This window comes from Burkholderia cepacia complex sp. TUM26381, from assembly GCF_057439935.1.
The window spans coordinates 153,212-168,493 of sequence record NZ_CM172008.1 but is presented as its reverse complement, the minus strand read 5'-3'; the positions used below and the strand labels follow the sequence as shown (position 1 = coordinate 168,493).

Sequence of the window (15,282 nt, the reverse complement as noted above, 5' to 3'; positions counted from 1 at the left end):
CCGCTCATTTGATGCGCTGCATCCGCACGATCCCCCAGATGAACAGGCCGGTGACGACGAGGGTCACCAGGATCGAAAGCCAGATCGAATTCGTCTTGATCCACGTCCCGAGAAACGCCGCGGCGAACACGCCGACCGCAACCCATTCGAGCGCCTTGTCGAGCCGGCCCTCCCGGTAGCGCGGCTTGTCCGGGGTGTCGCGGGCGGCTTCTACCTCCTGTCGCGCGCGCGGCGCGCAGGCGGGAAACGCATCGGCCAGCGCCCGGCTCGGCCACGGATCGACGTCCGCATGCGCGTCGCCTACCCCCGTCGTGCGCCATACGGCGTCGGCATCCGCCGCGCGACGCAACGCCCGAATCTCCTGGGCGAGGCCCGCCTCGGGCGCCCGCTGTTGCTCCAGACGCGCGACCTGCGCAAGCTCGGTCGCGAACGCGTCGTTGCTGTCGCTCACGTCCGGCAAGCCGCTCGTGCGCACCAGCACGAATTCCCCGAACGCGGCGGCCACGTAGTCGACGAACGCGTCGTAGATCGTGCGGTAGCGATCGCCGAGCAGCGCAACGAGCGACTCGCGGCGGGCCGCCGCGCGCGCCAGCGCACTCGCCTTCGTCGTCACCAGATACGGATAGCGCGCATCGCGCTCCTCCGGCGTTGCGCTCTCCAGATACTCGTCGAGCTCGGCCGCCTCGTCATCCGGATCGAAATCGTCGATGCAGTATGCGAAGCGGATATCGTCGGGCCCGAACAGCACGCGCCAGAACAGCGGGATGAACGCGTTCGATTCGAGCGACGGGCCGCCCGCCGCGAAGTAGGACTTCAATTCCCCCTTGCGGCCTTCGGGCATGCGCGGCCACGGCGGACTCTCCAGAAACACGGGATGGGACATATCGCGGGCCCCCAGTCGGAATGATCGGATGGTTGTTGTTCGATGCAACTTTCACCAATGCACGACAGGCCGGGGCATTCTGTCCGACTTTACAAACGCTGTCATCCGGATCTTTCGGGTGCCATTCCGGGCAGCGTTCGGGAGGCGAAGTCGGGCCGGGCGATCAACGTCGGACCACCCGGCGCGCGTTCGCCCGGGCAGACGCTAGCCGCTGAAGGCCTCGCCCGCGGGCTGCCGCACCGCTGCAATGTGGTTGGCCGCCACGTAGCCGAACGTCATCGCCGGGCCGATCGTCGAGCCGGGGCCCGGATAGGTCTTGCCCATCACGGCCGCCGACGTGTTGCCGAGCGCGTACAGGCCGTCGATCGCCGTGCCGTCGGGCCGCAGCACGCGTGCATGCGCATCGGTACGCAGCCCGCCCTTCGTGCCGATCTCGCCCGGGTCGATCCGCAGCGCGTAGAACGGCGCGCGCTCGATCGGCCCGAGGCACGGGTTCGGCTTCGACGACGGATCGCCGTAGTAGCGGTCGAACCGGTTGCCGCCCTTGCCGAATTCCGCATCGATGCCGGTTGCCGCATAACCGTTCATCCGTTCGACGGTCTGCGCGAGACCGCCGGCGTCCACGCCGATCTTCGCGGCCAGTTCGGCCAGCGTGTCCGCACGATAGATGACCGAGTCGAGCCAGCCGGCCGGGATCCGGCTGTCCGGTTGCACGCTGCCAGGCAGCAGCACGCCGCACGGATAGCGCTGGCGGTATTCGGCATCGAAGACCAGCCACGCGGGCACGCAGGCCTGCGTTTGCGCATGATCCGCGATCATCGCGTGGATCACGTCCGGGTACGGCGCGGATTCGTTGACGAAGCGCCGCCCGAGCCCGTTGACCATCACGCAGCGCGGCGCCGAGCGCTCGACGAACAGCCCGCGCTGCTTCTCCTCGCCCGGCACGCGCACCGTCGGCACCCCCCAGACGAAATCCATCAGCGCAACGCCGGCGCCCAGCGCGAGCCCCGCGCGAATGCCGTCGCCGGTATTGATCGGCGGCGCCGCGCTCCACTCGGCGCGCGTCGGCTTCGGCAGGTACTGCTCGCGCATCGCCTGGTTCGCCTCGAACCCGCCGCATGCGAGCACCACGCCGTGCGTCGCGTGGATGCCGACCGTGCGACCGTTCCGTTCGACGACCACGCCGTTCACGCGTGCGCCGTCGGACTGCAACGCGCGCATCGGCGTGTCGAGCCACAGCGCGATGCCGCGCTGCGCGAGCGCCGCGCGCAGGCTTGCCACCAGTGCATTGCCGAGCGTGAGGCGCCGGTCGCGCGCCGTGCGGCGGCGCCAGCGGAAATCGGTCGCATAGCGCAGCATCAGGCGCGCGGTGAGCCGCAACCAGCCGCGCTCCTTCGTGACGATCGTGTGCGCTTCGATCTGCGTCATCGCGATGCGGCCGGCGATCAGCGTGGCCGGCGACGGTGCGCGCAGCGTGTCGAAATGCGTACCGAGGCGCGCGGCGTCGAACGCCGCCGGCTCCATCGTCCGGTAGCCGGGCTTGCCGCCGACGCGATCGGGATAGTAGTCGGGATAGCGCGGCACCGCGTGAAAGCGCGTCTGCGCGTGCTGCGCGAGATACGCGACCATCTTCGGGCCATGCTCGAGATACGCATCGATACGCGGCCGGTCGAAGTCCTCGCCCACGACCTCGCGCAGATACGCAATCGCTTCGTCATACGAATCGTTTCCGCCGAGCGCCGCGATCTGGTCGTTGCAGGGAATCCAGATGCCGCCGCCCGAAACGGCCGTCGTCCCGCCGTACACGGGGCTTTTCTCGACGATCAGGACCGACAGGCCCTGATCGTGCGCGCGCAGCGCCGCCGTCATCGCGCCCGCGCCCGAGCCGACCACCACCACGTCGTACGTGGCGTCGCCGGCGCAATCGTGTCGATCGCCTTGCATGATGGCCGCCCTCCGGTCAGATCGTGGACAGGCGGCTCGCCGCCTCGGCCGGCACGTCGGCGAGCTGGCGCCAGCACGCGTCCTCGCCACGGTACTCGTGCACCTCGACACGCGCGTGCTGCGCGGACAACGCGTCGACGTCGGTGTAAAACTGCCGGTACCACTCGCGCAACCGGTAGATGGGCCCGTCGCCTTCGCACAGCAGCGGATTGTCGACGCGCGTCTTGTGCTCCCAGATCGCGACATCCTCGCGGAATGCCGACTGCGCGGCCTGCACGTAACCGTCGACCATCGCGCGGCTCTGTTCGTCCGACAGCGCGGGATCCTTCCGGACCATCACGCCGAAGCGCAGCTCGAAGCGGTTCGTGTCGATCGGCACGTGGCTGTTGAGCAGGATCGAGCTGACCGGCGTGCCCTGCGCCTCGCCCGTCATCAGCGTCACGTGGTACGCGGGGCCGAAGTACGCGGAATCGGCCGTCAGCCGTCCGCTTCCGGCCAGCCGCGAGCTGGTGCCGCGCAGCTTCTGATAGGCCACCGGGCCCGCGAACGTATTGCAGAAGTAGTCGATCGGCGCGCCATGCACGGGGCCGAAGTGCACCATGTCCGACTGGTTGTCGATCAGTTCGCGGCAGTTCGTGTCGATCACCCACTTGACGATGGCCCAGTCGCTCCATGCATCGGAAAAACACGCGTCGATTCGCGGAATCGCAACCGACGGATCGGGTGCATTGCCTTCCGGATCGTTCCACACGAACAGCAGATGGTTCTGCTCCGTCGCCGGCCACGACTTGATGCGCGCCTTCGGCGGAATGCGTGCCGAATACGGAATCGCCGCGCAGGTGCCGTCGCCGGCCCACGACCAGCCGTGAAACGGGCACACGAGCGTGTCGCCGTCGACCTGCCCGCGCCCGAGGTCGGCGCCCATGTGCGGGCAATAGCCGTCGAGGATGTGCAGCTGCCCGCCCTCGCCCTGGAACACCGCGACGCGCGTGCCGAAGATCGACAGGCCGTGTGCGCGGCCGTCGCGGTAGTCGTCGGCCAGCCCCAGGCAATGCCAGCCGCGTGCGTAGCGTGCGTCGATGGGGGCGGCGTGAATCCGGTGAATGGGGCGCTGGGTCGCCAGCACGGTGGTATCGGCCATGGATCGTCTCCTCCAGTCAAAGATGGGCGCCGCCCGGCATCTGCATGACCGGCCCTTGCCCGCGAACGCGCCGGCCGGGATTCCAGCCGGAACGCTATGTCACAAACACTATTATTTGTGCCGCATAATGGCACAAAATTCATTTCTGTGACAACGTGTGCGAAAATGCCGTTCCGACGGATTCGGTCGGTGGATCGACACACGCCGCGCGGCATGCGGCATCGAGGAAAGGCATGGATCGGCAACTGCGCTGGGGCGACGCCAGCAGGATGGACAGCGTCAATGACGGGCGAAACGCGATCCTGCGCGCGGCGCTCGACGCGATGATCGAACACGGGATCGACAGCCTGTCGATCGACGACGTCGCGCGGCGCGCCAATATTTCGCGGCGTACGCTGTACCGGTATTTCGGCACGAAGAAGGCGCTGATCCAGGGTGTGATCAGCGTCCAGAACGCCGAATTCTTCGACGAGATGCAGCGCGCGCTCACCGGCTTCGAGCACGATTTCGATGCCTACTGCGAGGAGAGCGTGTGCTTTGCGGTGCGCTACCGCGATCGTCATCACGGCGGCTTTCACCACAACTACCTGGCCACGAGCCTGTCGACCGACGTGTTCGGCTTCATCGTCGAGAACATCGCGCCGATGTGGCAGCGCGTGCTGGACAAGCCTTACCGCGCGTACGTCGCGGTGCGCGGCGCGTCGGCGCCCGCGCTCGACGACATCATCGCGCTGGTCAGCCGCATCGGTCTCGCGTACTGCCTGGTTCCGGCGGACGAGCCCGCGATGCGCGCGCAGATGCGGATTCTGTGGCCGGCGCGCGCCGAACCGGCCGGCAAGCCGGTTGCGGCCAAAAGGAAGGCCGTGCAGTAAGCGATACCGGGCGCTCGATGCGTCCGAAATCCGGATAATGTTTGCCCCGCCCATTCACATGACGATGGATCACCTCATGACCCACGGTGTCTCCGTGACCGGCCGCACGCTGGATCGCGCCGAATTGATGCAACTCGTCGAAGGCTCGCCGGCGCCCCTTCGCCTGGAGGACTGCGACCTCGAAGGAGCGGACCTGTCGCGCCTGGATTTGCGCGGCGCGCGCTTCGAGCGATGCGCGCTCGCGGAAGCGTCGTTCGTCGGCGCGACGCTCGCACACACGTCGTGGATCCGCTGCCGGGCCCGTCAGGCCGATTTTGCGTCGTGCGACCTCGAGGACGCCGCGTTCCAGTCATGCGACCTCAACAATACGAGCTGGCGGCGCAGCAAGCTCGGCTCGGTCCGGTACACCGAATGCAGGCTGACCGGCGCCGATTTTGAGGAATCCAGATCGCTTGGCCTCGAATTCGCCAGCACGCTGCTGGTTGGCGCGAGCCTGCGGCGCTTTTCGTTCCGGAAGACCCGGCTCGTGGCACTCGATTTCTCGGACGCCGACCTCGCCGGCGCGGACTTCCGCGACGCCGTGTTCGAAGGCGGCAGCCTGCGCAACGCACATCTGAACGATGCCCGATTCGAGGGCGCCGACCTGCGCGACGTGGATCTGGGCGCCATGCCCAAGCTGCTCTCGTCAGGCGTGCTGCGCGGCGCGACCGTCTCCTACGATCAGGCGGCCATGATGATCGAGAATTTCGGGATCCGGGTCGCGTAAGGGGTCGCCCCGCCTGACCGCGATTTCGCGGCGCGGGCCCCCGCGCCGTCTAATATTCTCATCACTTCGACCACATTTCGGCCGCCTCCATGCGCTTGCGAGCGCAATACGCGACCGGCCCAACCACGTCGCCGGCCCGCGAATCCCTAGGGGAAAATCCGGAGACATCCTTACAGCGATTTGCCCGATGATTCACGAGAGCGTCGTATTTCGGCGATTTCGCTGAATGCCAGGCTTTCAGTTCGTGTCGTGCAGCAGATGCCGCCATGCGGCAAACGCGACGATCGAAACTTGAAACGGCAGCCGTGGGCGAATCGCCGGGTGTTCAATACTTTCAACAACCCGGTCGAGAGTAATCGTGAGAATCCGTGGCCCGCTGGTGCGGTGGAGACGAGGCGATGCGCGCAGTTGGCGCGCCGCGATCGCGTCCCCCGACGACCGTGACGGCTGGCGAAGTCCTCGCCTGCCGCTGTCGATCTACACCATCCTGTCCCGCCGTTCCGTTCGCCGTCACAACGCCGTCGCCGCCCGCGCGTCCGTCGCGATCCATACCGACGACGTGGCGTCGCTGCTGCCTTAGCGCTCCGCCCCTTTCCCCGTATCCGTTCGACCTGCGTACCGTGTCGCCTGACCGGCGACGGGACCGGCTCACGCTGCGTTTGCACGCGAGCCATGCGCAATATCGCACGGACTCCTGATTTCATTGCGTCGCCCGTGCTCGTCGAGAGCACCGGTCACGCACGCCTGTTCCATCCGATGAACCGTCGCGCGCCACCCCGCCCATTGCGGCTCGGCGCGCGCACCGCCAGGGAAAACTTCGTCATGCGAATCCGCACGCTTCGCCGCGCCATTTCAGCCGCCGCCCTCCTGTCGATCGCCGTCGCCGGCACGACCGCCCACGCAGCCGGCGAGCTGAACATCTACAACTGGTCCGACTACATCGCGCCGGACACGATCCCGAACTTCCAGAAGCAGACGGGCCTGCACGTCCGCTACGACAACTACGACAGCGACGACACGCTGCAGGCGAAGCTGCTGTCCGGGAATTCAGGCTACGACATCGTCGTGCCGACGTCGAACTACATGGCCAAGCAGATTCAGGCGAGCGTCTACCAGCCGCTCGACAAGTCGAAGCTGCCGAACCTGTCGAACCTCGATCCGCTGCTGATGAAGATGGTCGCCGACGCCGATCCGGGTAACCAGTACGGCGTGCCGTGGGCCTACGGCACCGACGGCATCGGCTACAACGTGCAGGCCGTGAAGAAGGCGCTCGGCGACAAGGCGCCGGTCGACAGCTGGGCGCTGGTGTTCGATCCGGCCAACATGGCGAAGCTGAAGAGCTGCGGCGTGTCGTTCCTCGACCAGGCCGTCGACGTGTTCGCCGCCACGCTGCAATACATGGGCAAGGACCCGAACAGCACGAACCCGGCCGACTACCGTGCCGCGTACGAGGTGCTGAAGAAGGTGCGCCCGTACATCACGCAGTTCAATTCGTCGGGCTATATCAACGATCTCGCGAACAACGACCTGTGCGTGTCGTTTGGCTATTCCGGCGACGTCGGCATCGCGCATCGCCGCGCGGCCGAGGCGAAACGGCCGTACGAGATCCGCTTCGCGAACCCGAAGGAAGGCGGCCTGCTGTGGTTCGACATGATGGTGATCCCGAAGGACGCGCCGAACCGCGACGCCGCGCTGAAGTGGATCAACTACCTGCAGGACCCGAAGGTCAACGCGGGCATCACCAACGCGGTGTTCTATCCAACCGCGAACAAGGCCGCGCGCCAGTACGTGAAGCCGGCCATCGCGCGCGATCCGTCGGTGTATCCGGCCGACGAGATCTTGAGCAAGATGACGCTGCTCAAGCCGATGCCGCCCGAGATCCGCCGGCTGCAGAACCGGCTGTGGGCGCAGCTGAAGACGGGGCGTTGAGCGGGGCGCCGCGCGACTGAACCGTGCCTGCGGCGGCTCGCGCCGCAGGCGCGCCCGCATCGGCAGCCGTCGAAGCGATCGCTCGAACTATCGCGCGCCCGGTGCATGCGCCATCGCCAGCGCATCGTCGACGAACCGGATCACGTCGTCGAGCGACGACGTGCACGCGGCATCCGGCGCCAGCGACTCGAACGCACCGTCCGGCCCGAAGCAGACGAGCGGCTTGCGCCAGCGTTGCGCCAGAGAAATTTCCTGGGCCGTACCGTGCCCGCCCGGCAACGCGACGATCAGATCGCTGCTCAGCACGTTCACGTAGTTGCGGTTGATCGTGTGCGGATCGGCACCCGGTTCGCGGCGCGGCAGCGGCGTGAGGATCGGAATGTCGACGAACGGATGCGGATAACCGTCGAGCGGCACGAAGCCCGCGAGCGGATCGGCCTGCGTCGGCACGATGCCGATCGATCGGCCGGCCCGGCCGGGCACACTGGCGAACGCGCGCGCGACCGCCAGCATCACCCCCTGCCCGCCGCCCGTCAGCAGGTTGAACCCGGCCTGCGCGAGCCACGCGCCGAGCGGCTCCGCAAACGCGAGCCACGGTTCCTTGCCCGAGCCCATCACGCCGATCGTCTTGTTTTGCTGTTGCATCGTGGTTTCCGGTGAAATCGTGGCGGCGCGCGGACGCACCGCGCTCATTCGAGCTCGACGCCCTTGAGTTCGGGAATCAGGAACACCGTCGCGATCATGTCGAGCACGTAGAGGCCGGCGAGCAGCGCGATGGCCGTCTGGAACGAGTAGTGCGCGGCGAGCGCACCGACCGCGACCGGGCCGAAGCCGCCGACCGCGCGGCCGATATTCCACAGCACGTTCTGCGCGGTGGCGCGTGCGGCCGTCGGATAGCCTTCCGACATCAGCGTCCCGTAACCGCCGACCATCCCGTTGACGAACATGCCCATCAGCGCGCCGGCCCACAGCATCGCCGCCGGGTCCGACAGCCGCGCATACGCGATGACCGTCACGACCGATCCGAGCTGGTACAGCAGGAACGTCGGCTTGCGCCCGATACGGTCGGCCAGTTGTCCGAATACCCAGACGCCGACCATCATCCCGACGACGGTCGCCGCCGTCCACAGCCCGGACTTCGTCAGCGAAAAGCCCATCTGCTTCGACAGGAAGGTCGGCAGCCGGATCATGATCCCGTAGTAGCCGAAGTTCTGGACCGAACACAGGATCACGATGCCGAGACTCGTGCGCGCGGTGCGGCTATCGGCGACGAGCATGCGGAACGCGTTGGATGGCGGCTGCGTCGCACGCTGCACGAACGCTTCCGGCTCGTGGAGCTTGTTGCGCATCGCCCATGCGAGCAGCGCGGGCAGCACGCCGACCACGAACATGCCGCGCCAGCCGATGTGAAGCAGCAGCCACGGCGTCAGCAGCGCGGCCAGCAGCACGCCGACCTGCCAGCCGAGCGCGACGTAGCACGACACGCGGGCGCGCTTGCTGGCCGGCCACGCTTCCGCCGCGAGCGCCATGCCGATTCCGAACTCGCCGCCGAGGCCGATGCCCGCGATGGTGCGGTAGACGAGCAGATCCCAGAAGCCGCGCGCGAATGCACACAGGCCGGTGAAGATCGCGAACAGCAGGATCGTCCAGGTCAGCACGCGCACACGCCCGTAGCGGTCGCTCAGCGCACCGAACACGATGCCGCCCGCGACCGCGCCGATCAGTGTCCACGTCACCAGCGCGCCGCCCTGCCCGGGCGTCAGCTGCAGCGCCGCCGTGATCGCCGGCAACATGAAGCCGAGGATCAGCAGGTCGAAGCCGTCCATCGCATAGCCGATCGCCGATCCGGCCAGCGCTTTCCACGCGTACGACCCGACCTGCTCCGCGCGCGGGGCCGACGGGCCGCCGAGCGTCGAAGATTTCATGTTTGCTGCCATGGTGTCCTGCCACGAATGTCCGGCGACATTCTAAGGCCTGTGCCCACGAACGACGGGCGCGGGCGCGCGTCGGCCCCCGCTTGGCCGGCGGCAACCGGGAAACGGCGGGCGATGAACGGTCGGGGGAAAACGTCGATCCGGTGTCGGCGGCGAGGCCGGCGATGTCGCGGTCAGGCCGGACACCGGATGAAAAACAGCATGCTGGCGGGGAGTTGCCGGCCGGCCCGCCTGCGCGAACCGTACGGCGCCGCGCGGCCTGGCGGCGCGGCGGGCTTCAGCCCTGATCGTCGCCGGGCCACCAGGCCTTGGCCTCGCGGTCGACGGCGAGCGTGTCGAGATCCTTGCCTTCGAGCCATTTCGGCCGCGGGCCGCGCCCCGACCATGAGCGGCCGGTCGTCGGATCGTAGTACTTCGCAGGCGCCTTGCGTTTTCGCTGGACGATGTAGCCGAGCGCGCTCAGCACTTCCTGCTGTGAAATTCCCAAAAGCTCGACCTGTTCCTTGAATGCCGCAAGCGCGGCCTGCTTCTCCTTCTGCTTCGCATCCGACAGCTTGATGTTCAGGTCCCGAAGTTGTGCTTCGAGTTCCTGCAGGGCCTGGGTCATGTATTCATCCTCTTTGGGCATGTTTTTGCAAAAAGCTCCGACGGCCGAACCTACCACGAAGTTCCGCCGATCGGGGCTGTCAAATAAGTGAATCGTTTGCCTGAGCCGGCATGGTTTGCGCGATGCGCACTAAACGACGTCGTGCGTCATTGACAGGCAGGACCAGGCCGGCAACGCCCGGCACGCCGCGTACGAATGCACGGAGCGAACGGCAGCGGCAAGTGATTCGCCGCACCATGGCACTGGCGCGGCATGGCGCGAATGATAGCAGTGCGGGGCGGCGCGTTGCAGAAGTCGCAGAACGCAGCCGGTGCGGATGCGATCGTTCAGCGGTCCGCGCCGTGGGCATCCCACACGATCCGGTCGAACCGCGCGCGCAGCTTCGCGCCACGCGCCGCATTCAGCGCAGTGGCATGCGCGACGCGTCCGGCCAGATGCGCGCGGAAATCCGGATGCGCGTCACGATTCTGCGACGCCGGGCCGTGCCGGATGCAATTGGTCAGGATGGCCTTCAGGAGATCGAACTCGTCGCGCGCCAGGTTCGGATGACGATTGACGACCACGCCGGCCAGTTGCTGCCGCGACCCGCGCCGCATCACGCGCGTCTTGCGCAGTTGCAGCGCGAAGCCTTCTTCGAGCGCAATCGCGGCAACCCTCACCTGCAGCCGCTCGAGGTTGCGCGCGAGCGCATTGCCGCCGGAAAACGCGAGATCGTCCGCATAGCGCGTGTAGGTTGCGTCGAGCGCTCGCGCGAGCGCGGCGAGCCGCAGGTCGAGCCGGAACGCGCACAGGTTCGCGAGCGCCGGCGACGTCGGCGCACCCTGCGGCAGATGCCGTTCCCGATAGCGCTGGCGGCCGATCCAGTCGAACCGGTCGCGCAGGTCCGGCGCGAGCAGCCGCGCCGACGGCACGCGATTGGTGCACAGCCCGGTGAGCGTACGCGCGACTTCGGCCGGATACCCGAGCGTCACGAACAGCGCATGCACGCGCGCGGCGCGCACCGACACGAAAAAATCCGCGAGATCGAAGCGCACGACGACATCGCGATCCGCATGCGGCGCCGCGAACGACACGATCCCGTGCCCCTTGCGAAAACCGTGTACCGCACCGTGCGGCGCAATGCGATCGAGCAGCCCGTGCAGGATGCAGCGCTGTGCTTCGCGCAACCGGCCCTTCGGGATTTCGACGAGGCGGCACCCGCCGCTGCGCTTGTCGACCGCGACATACGTGTAGTGATGCAGCGGCGTGGCGCTGCTGCGCGCGTCGACGCGCCAGTGATCGGACAGCCAGTCGAGCGCCGGCGCGCTCACGCCGAGCCAGCCGGCGAGATCGCCGGGCGTCGCCCATTGCGGCACGTCGCAGCCGGCGAGCGGCGCCGGCAGCGGCTGCTGGGCGAGCGGCCGCCGCACGATACGGATCACCGTCGGCCGACGATCGCCATGCCAGGCGCGCACGAACGCTGGCGCATCGGCCAGGACCGCCGCAAGCGCGTCGATCTCGACGCCGGCCCAGCTCGCACCGAAGCGCGCGAGCGCGGCATCCGCGCACTCCTGGACCCACGGCTGCGCGTCGCCGAGGACGGCCGTCATCCGCGCGATGACGCTGCCGCGCTCGGGCGAACCGGCGAGCATCGCCTCGGCAATCGTACGGGTGGTGTCGCGCAGGGATGAGTGCATGGACAGAGAGGGGCGGGACGATGAGTCAACGTGGCTGGTGCTGCGAGCGCAGTCGTTGCGCAACGCGCAACTCGGGCACTTGCGACGCATCGGCGTATCGATCCGATCCACGGGGTAGCCCCGTAGTCCTGGAACATCGGCTGCCTGTTCCGGGGGTGTGCTTGACCCACCGCCCGCGTCGCGACTGTAATCGGCGGTGACGCCAGGTGTCAAATCGGGCCGGGCGCCGCGCTCATGCGCGCCGGGAAAACAGATCGCTGGACGCGATCGGCGCTACGCCGATGCCCACCATGCTGTTCAGTACCGTCGCCCAGCTCGCGTCGCTCACGCCGACGGGAAACGACCGCACGCGATTGGCGAGCAGCCAGAAGGTACGCGTCATGCCGTCGCTCATCGCGACCTCGTAACCGCTTGCCACCGTCCAGTAGCCAACCGACGGCATCGGCACGGGTGCATCGCGACCTCCCTTGAACCCGGCGGCGGCCGTCGCGAACTTTCTGTCGAGCGGCATGGCCTGGCGCGGTACGCAATCCTGCGAATTCCGCTTCGGGAACGCGGGGCTCGTCTCGAGCCAGCGGCGATAGAACTTGTCGGCGTCGACATGGACGATGAAATGCTCCGGCCCGCCCGGCTGCGCCATCAGATAGCAGTCTGCCTGGTTGGGCACGGGCACGCGCCAGGTTGCGCGCTTCGCGCTCAGGTCGACCAGTTCGCAGGCCATCGGCCGGAGCTGGATCGATGACGCGGATTCGGATTCGCGCAAGTCGCGCGCGCGCAGAATTCCGTTATGAAGACGTGTCAGCATGGGCCCTCTCTTTCTCTCGGTCTTTTGGAATGAGTCAGGGCCCGTGGAGCGAGCCGCGCCGCCGTGGCAGCGGCCGGCAATGCACGGCGTGCCGGCACCGCGATACAGACACCCGGCGCCCTGACGCTCCCGACTGAATCGGGAACCGGCGCAGTGTATCGCCTTTCCGTGCCGGTCCGATGAACGCGACGGTTGCAATGCAGCATGCCGGCACGGGCCGGGCGCCGGGCAGTCCGGCTCAGCGCTCGAGCAGCCGCCCCAGCCGCATCATCGTGACGTTCAGGCCGAGATGGCGCATCGACGGCTGCACGATCACGCAATTGTCATACGGTGTGACGATCACGTCGTCGCCGTCGCGCGCGATCTCGGTACCGGCCTTGTCGATCACCTCGAGCCCCGTGAACGGCTGCGAGAACCGGAAAGCCATCGAGCGGGCGACCACCGGCTCCGTGATCTCGATGAACGTCTGCCGCACCGGCGCGGTTTGCGTGAGGAACGCCGCGACGTCGTCGCGCGCGACAACGCCCGCATGCAGCAGGAAGCGCGCGGCGCTGTCGAGCGCGACGTCGCGCGCGCTCGCGGCGAAGTGCTGGCCCGTCTCGATCAGCAGCGCATTCTTCGCGCTCGCCGGATCGCCGAAGCCGCCGTAGTCGCGCAGCCGCGTGCCGTTCGCATGACCGCGATCGACGATCACGTGTTCGGGCGTGCCGATCGCGGCCGCCAGCGCGATCGCCTTGTCGAGCGGCCCCGTCATCATCAGCGGCGCGGATGCTTCGTGCATCGAATGAATGTCGAGCAGCAGGTCGACCGTATCGAGCAGCGGCCGCATCGCGCGCGCACGCACAAGCTCGCGGCTGTCGCGCGTGCCGTCGAGCGCGGCCGGCGTCCACACGCGGTTCATGTCCTCGTCGAGATAGCGCGTCGCATCGGCGTTCTCCGTGCTGAAGCGCTCGTACGCGCCGACGTTGCCGAACCCGAGCGACAGGCGGCCCGCGACCGGGCGCAGGCCGGCGGCCAGCAGCGCGTCCACCGCGATCGCGCCGCTGACTTCGTTGCCGTGCGTGAGCGCCAGGATCATCACGTGCTTGCCGGGCTTGCCGCTGTCGAACGTATGCAGATAGTCGATGCCCGTATTGCCTGCGCGCCAGCGCGAGATGTCGGGAAAGGCCACTTCGATCGGATAGGCCGGCAGCGCGGCGCGGATGGCTTCAAGCGTAGTCATGTCGGAAGGATTCGTCAGGGTTCGGGAAAGGCGCAGCCGGCGCGTGCCGGTTACGCCCGAATCGGGTTCGCGTGAGGCCGGTCACGCCTCGGTCGCGCGGTGCGACGGCGCGGAGCTTGCCGCCGCACCGCGCATCCGGCGGCCGAGCGAGATCACCGACGTGATGCCGAGTACGGCCGTCGCCATCACGTAGAAACTCGGCGCCAGCTTGTTGTGCGTTGCGTCGATCAGCCAGGTCACGATCAGCGGCGCGAAGCCGCCGAACAGCGTCACCGAGAAGTTGTACGACAGCGCGAGGCCCGTGCCGCGCGTGCTGGTCGGGAAGATGTCGGCGAGCAGCGCCGGCAGCGGCGCAAGGCTCACCGCGATCAGCAGCCCGACGAGCGCCTGCACCGCGAGCAGCGTCTGGACGGTCGGATAGCGGTTCAACATCACGAACAGCGGCCACGTCGTGACGCCGACCAGGATCAGCGCGATCAGCATCACGCGGATGCGGCCGAAGCGATCCGACAGGTGTCCGACGACCGGCGCCGCGACCATCAGCATCGCCCCCGTGACGACCGCGCCGAGATACGACGACGTGGCCGGGATGTGCAGCTGTTTCACCGCATACGTCGGCATGTACAGCTTGTGCACGTAGTTGAACGCCGTGGCCGTCGCGACGACGCCCGCGCCGAGCAGCATGTTCGCGCGATCGCGGACGAACACGTCGCGCAGCGGCGACTTCGCGCGCCCCTGCTCGCCGAGCCGGCGGAAATCGGCCGGTTCGTCGATGTTGCGGCGGATGTACAGGCCGACCGGGCCGATCAGCAGCCCGACCGAGAACGCGACGCGCCAGCCCCACGCATGCAGCTGGTCGGCGGTCAGCAGCAGGCTCAGCAGCGCGGACACGCCGGCCGCGAGCACCGTCGCGAGCCCCTGCGTCGACATCTGCCAGCTCGCGAAGAAGCCGCGGCGCTTCGCGTCGGCCTGCTCGACCATGAACGCGGTCGCCGCGCCGAATTCGCCACCCGTCGAGAAGCCCTGCAGCATCCGCGCGACGACGATCACGAGCGGCGACGCGATGCCGATCTGCGCATACGTCGGCGCGAACGCGATCATCGCGGTGCCGACCATCATCAGCCCGATCGACACCGTGAGCGACGCCTTGCGGCCCGCACGGTCGGCGTAGCTGCCGAGCACGATCGAGCCGAGCGGACGCGTGACGAACGAGATGCCGAACGTGCCGACCGACAGCAGCAGCGAAGTCGCCGCGTCGTGCGTCGGGAAAAACAGCTGGCCGATCTGAATCGCGAAGTAACCGTAGATCAGCAGATCATAGAACTCCAGCGCGTTGCCGATGCTGGCGGCGCAGATCTCGCGCCACGGATTGTGCGGGGCCGGCTGCGCGGCGTGTGGGTTGCGGGTCATGCCTGTGCTCCTCCATTCATGCTGGCCGTCAGGATTTTGAAAGACGGCGCGCGGCGGTTGCCGGCGGCCGTTCGGGCCAGTCAAGCGCGGAGT

14 protein-coding genes are annotated in these 15,282 nt (G+C 67.8%); 4 read left to right on the top strand and 10 right to left on the bottom strand.

Annotation, left to right across the window (positions count from 1 at the left end):
• Positions 1-4: 4 nt before the first annotated feature.
• The 3 genes from ACWMMN_RS32960 to ACWMMN_RS32950 form a co-directional block, all read right to left on the bottom strand.
• Positions 5-883 carry a hypothetical protein gene (locus tag ACWMMN_RS32960; RefSeq protein WP_059241219.1) on the bottom strand — a complete coding sequence of 293 codons (879 nt, stop codon included), beginning with the start codon at positions 881-883 and terminating at the stop codon, positions 5-7.
• A gap of 204 nt (positions 884-1,087) precedes the next feature.
• Positions 1,088-2,827: an FAD-dependent oxidoreductase gene (locus ACWMMN_RS32955; protein WP_174993568.1), complete on the bottom strand. Its 1,740-nt coding sequence runs from the start codon at positions 2,825-2,827 to the stop codon at positions 1,088-1,090.
• A 16-nt stretch (positions 2,828-2,843) separates the two neighbouring features.
• The gene (locus tag ACWMMN_RS32950; RefSeq protein WP_059241217.1) at positions 2,844-3,968 is read right to left on the bottom strand and encodes a 3-ketosteroid-9-alpha-monooxygenase, oxygenase component; all 1,125 of its coding nucleotides are present in this window, start codon (positions 3,966-3,968) and stop codon (positions 2,844-2,846) included.
• A 233-nt stretch (positions 3,969-4,201) separates the two neighbouring features.
• Here ACWMMN_RS32950 and ACWMMN_RS32945 point away from each other — a divergent pair, with 233 nt between their 5' ends.
• The 4 genes from ACWMMN_RS32945 (at position 4,202) to ACWMMN_RS32930 (ending at position 7,535) form a co-directional block, all read left to right on the top strand.
• Positions 4,202-4,840, top strand: a complete 639-nt coding sequence (locus ACWMMN_RS32945) for a TetR/AcrR family transcriptional regulator (protein WP_081052083.1) — start codon at positions 4,202-4,204, stop codon at positions 4,838-4,840.
• Positions 4,841-4,916: 76 nt separating this feature from the next.
• On the top strand, positions 4,917-5,606 hold the full coding sequence (locus ACWMMN_RS32940; protein ID WP_059242403.1) for a pentapeptide repeat-containing protein: 690 nt from the start codon (positions 4,917-4,919) through the stop codon (positions 5,604-5,606).
• A 358-nt stretch (positions 5,607-5,964) separates the two neighbouring features.
• Positions 5,965-6,186 carry a hypothetical protein gene (locus ACWMMN_RS32935; RefSeq protein ID WP_486424336.1) on the top strand — a complete coding sequence of 74 codons (222 nt, stop codon included), beginning with the start codon at positions 5,965-5,967 and terminating at the stop codon, positions 6,184-6,186.
• 242 nt (positions 6,187-6,428) lie between these two features.
• A complete protein-coding gene (locus ACWMMN_RS32930) occupies positions 6,429-7,535 on the top strand; it encodes a polyamine ABC transporter substrate-binding protein (RefSeq protein ID WP_059242401.1) in 1,107 nt (368 codons plus the stop codon).
• 87 nt (positions 7,536-7,622) lie between these two features.
• Here ACWMMN_RS32930 and ACWMMN_RS32925 read toward each other — a convergent pair whose 3' ends face one another.
• The 7 genes from ACWMMN_RS32925 to ACWMMN_RS32895 all read right to left on the bottom strand — a co-directional run bounded on the left by ACWMMN_RS32925 (position 7,623) and on the right by ACWMMN_RS32895 (position 15,189).
• A complete protein-coding gene (locus tag ACWMMN_RS32925) occupies positions 7,623-8,180 on the bottom strand; it encodes an SLOG cluster 4 domain-containing protein (protein WP_420874429.1) in 558 nt (185 codons plus the stop codon).
• Positions 8,181-8,224: 44 nt separating this feature from the next.
• Entirely contained in the window at positions 8,225-9,472 is a 1,248-nt protein-coding gene (locus tag ACWMMN_RS32920; RefSeq protein WP_486424335.1) for an MFS transporter, read from the bottom strand.
• Between the two features lie 274 nt (positions 9,473-9,746).
• Positions 9,747-10,076 (bottom strand): H-NS histone family protein, encoded by a 330-nt coding sequence (locus ACWMMN_RS32915; protein ID WP_059241212.1) that lies wholly within the window; start codon positions 10,074-10,076, stop codon positions 9,747-9,749.
• Between the two features lie 326 nt (positions 10,077-10,402).
• Positions 10,403-11,752 carry a reverse transcriptase family protein gene (locus ACWMMN_RS32910; RefSeq protein ID WP_174993572.1) on the bottom strand — a complete coding sequence of 450 codons (1,350 nt, stop codon included), beginning with the start codon at positions 11,750-11,752 and terminating at the stop codon, positions 10,403-10,405.
• Positions 11,753-11,984: 232 nt separating this feature from the next.
• The gene (locus ACWMMN_RS32905) at positions 11,985-12,557 is read right to left on the bottom strand and encodes a plasmid fertility inhibition factor family protein (protein WP_486424334.1); all 573 of its coding nucleotides are present in this window, start codon (positions 12,555-12,557) and stop codon (positions 11,985-11,987) included.
• A 238-nt stretch (positions 12,558-12,795) separates the two neighbouring features.
• On the bottom strand, positions 12,796-13,779 hold the full coding sequence (locus ACWMMN_RS32900) for a M14 family metallopeptidase (protein WP_059241209.1): 984 nt from the start codon (positions 13,777-13,779) through the stop codon (positions 12,796-12,798).
• Positions 13,780-13,860: 81 nt separating this feature from the next.
• Positions 13,861-15,189 (bottom strand): MFS transporter, encoded by a 1,329-nt coding sequence (locus ACWMMN_RS32895; protein ID WP_256087676.1) that lies wholly within the window; start codon positions 15,187-15,189, stop codon positions 13,861-13,863.
• Between the last annotated feature and the right edge of the window lie 93 nt (positions 15,190-15,282).

Excerpts from the sequence above, each read along its gene's own strand:
- ACWMMN_RS32960 (WP_059241219.1), bottom strand. The coding sequence starts at position 883 with ATGTCCCATCCCGTGTTTCTGGAGAGTCCGCCGTGGCCGCGCATGCCC.
- ACWMMN_RS32955 (WP_174993568.1), bottom strand. The coding sequence starts at position 2,827 with ATGCAAGGCGATCGACACGATTGCGCCGGCGACGCCACGTACGACGTG.
- ACWMMN_RS32950 (WP_059241217.1), bottom strand. The coding sequence starts at position 3,968 with ATGGCCGATACCACCGTGCTGGCGACCCAGCGCCCCATTCACCGGATT.
- ACWMMN_RS32945 (WP_081052083.1), top strand. The coding sequence starts at position 4,202 with ATGGATCGGCAACTGCGCTGGGGCGACGCCAGCAGGATGGACAGCGTC.
- ACWMMN_RS32940 (WP_059242403.1), top strand. The coding sequence starts at position 4,917 with ATGACCCACGGTGTCTCCGTGACCGGCCGCACGCTGGATCGCGCCGAA.
- ACWMMN_RS32930 (WP_059242401.1), top strand. The coding sequence starts at position 6,429 with ATGCGAATCCGCACGCTTCGCCGCGCCATTTCAGCCGCCGCCCTCCTG.
- ACWMMN_RS32925 (WP_420874429.1), bottom strand. The coding sequence starts at position 8,180 with ATGCAACAGCAAAACAAGACGATCGGCGTGATGGGCTCGGGCAAGGAA.
- ACWMMN_RS32920 (WP_486424335.1), bottom strand. The coding sequence starts at position 9,472 with ATGGCAGCAAACATGAAATCTTCGACGCTCGGCGGCCCGTCGGCCCCG.
- ACWMMN_RS32915 (WP_059241212.1), bottom strand. The coding sequence starts at position 10,076 with ATGACCCAGGCCCTGCAGGAACTCGAAGCACAACTTCGGGACCTGAAC.
- ACWMMN_RS32910 (WP_174993572.1), bottom strand. The coding sequence starts at position 11,752 with ATGCACTCATCCCTGCGCGACACCACCCGTACGATTGCCGAGGCGATG.
- ACWMMN_RS32905 (WP_486424334.1), bottom strand. The coding sequence starts at position 12,557 with ATGCTGACACGTCTTCATAACGGAATTCTGCGCGCGCGCGACTTGCGC.
- ACWMMN_RS32900 (WP_059241209.1), bottom strand. The coding sequence starts at position 13,779 with ATGACTACGCTTGAAGCCATCCGCGCCGCGCTGCCGGCCTATCCGATC.
- ACWMMN_RS32895 (WP_256087676.1), bottom strand. The coding sequence starts at position 15,189 with ATGACCCGCAACCCACACGCCGCGCAGCCGGCCCCGCACAATCCGTGG.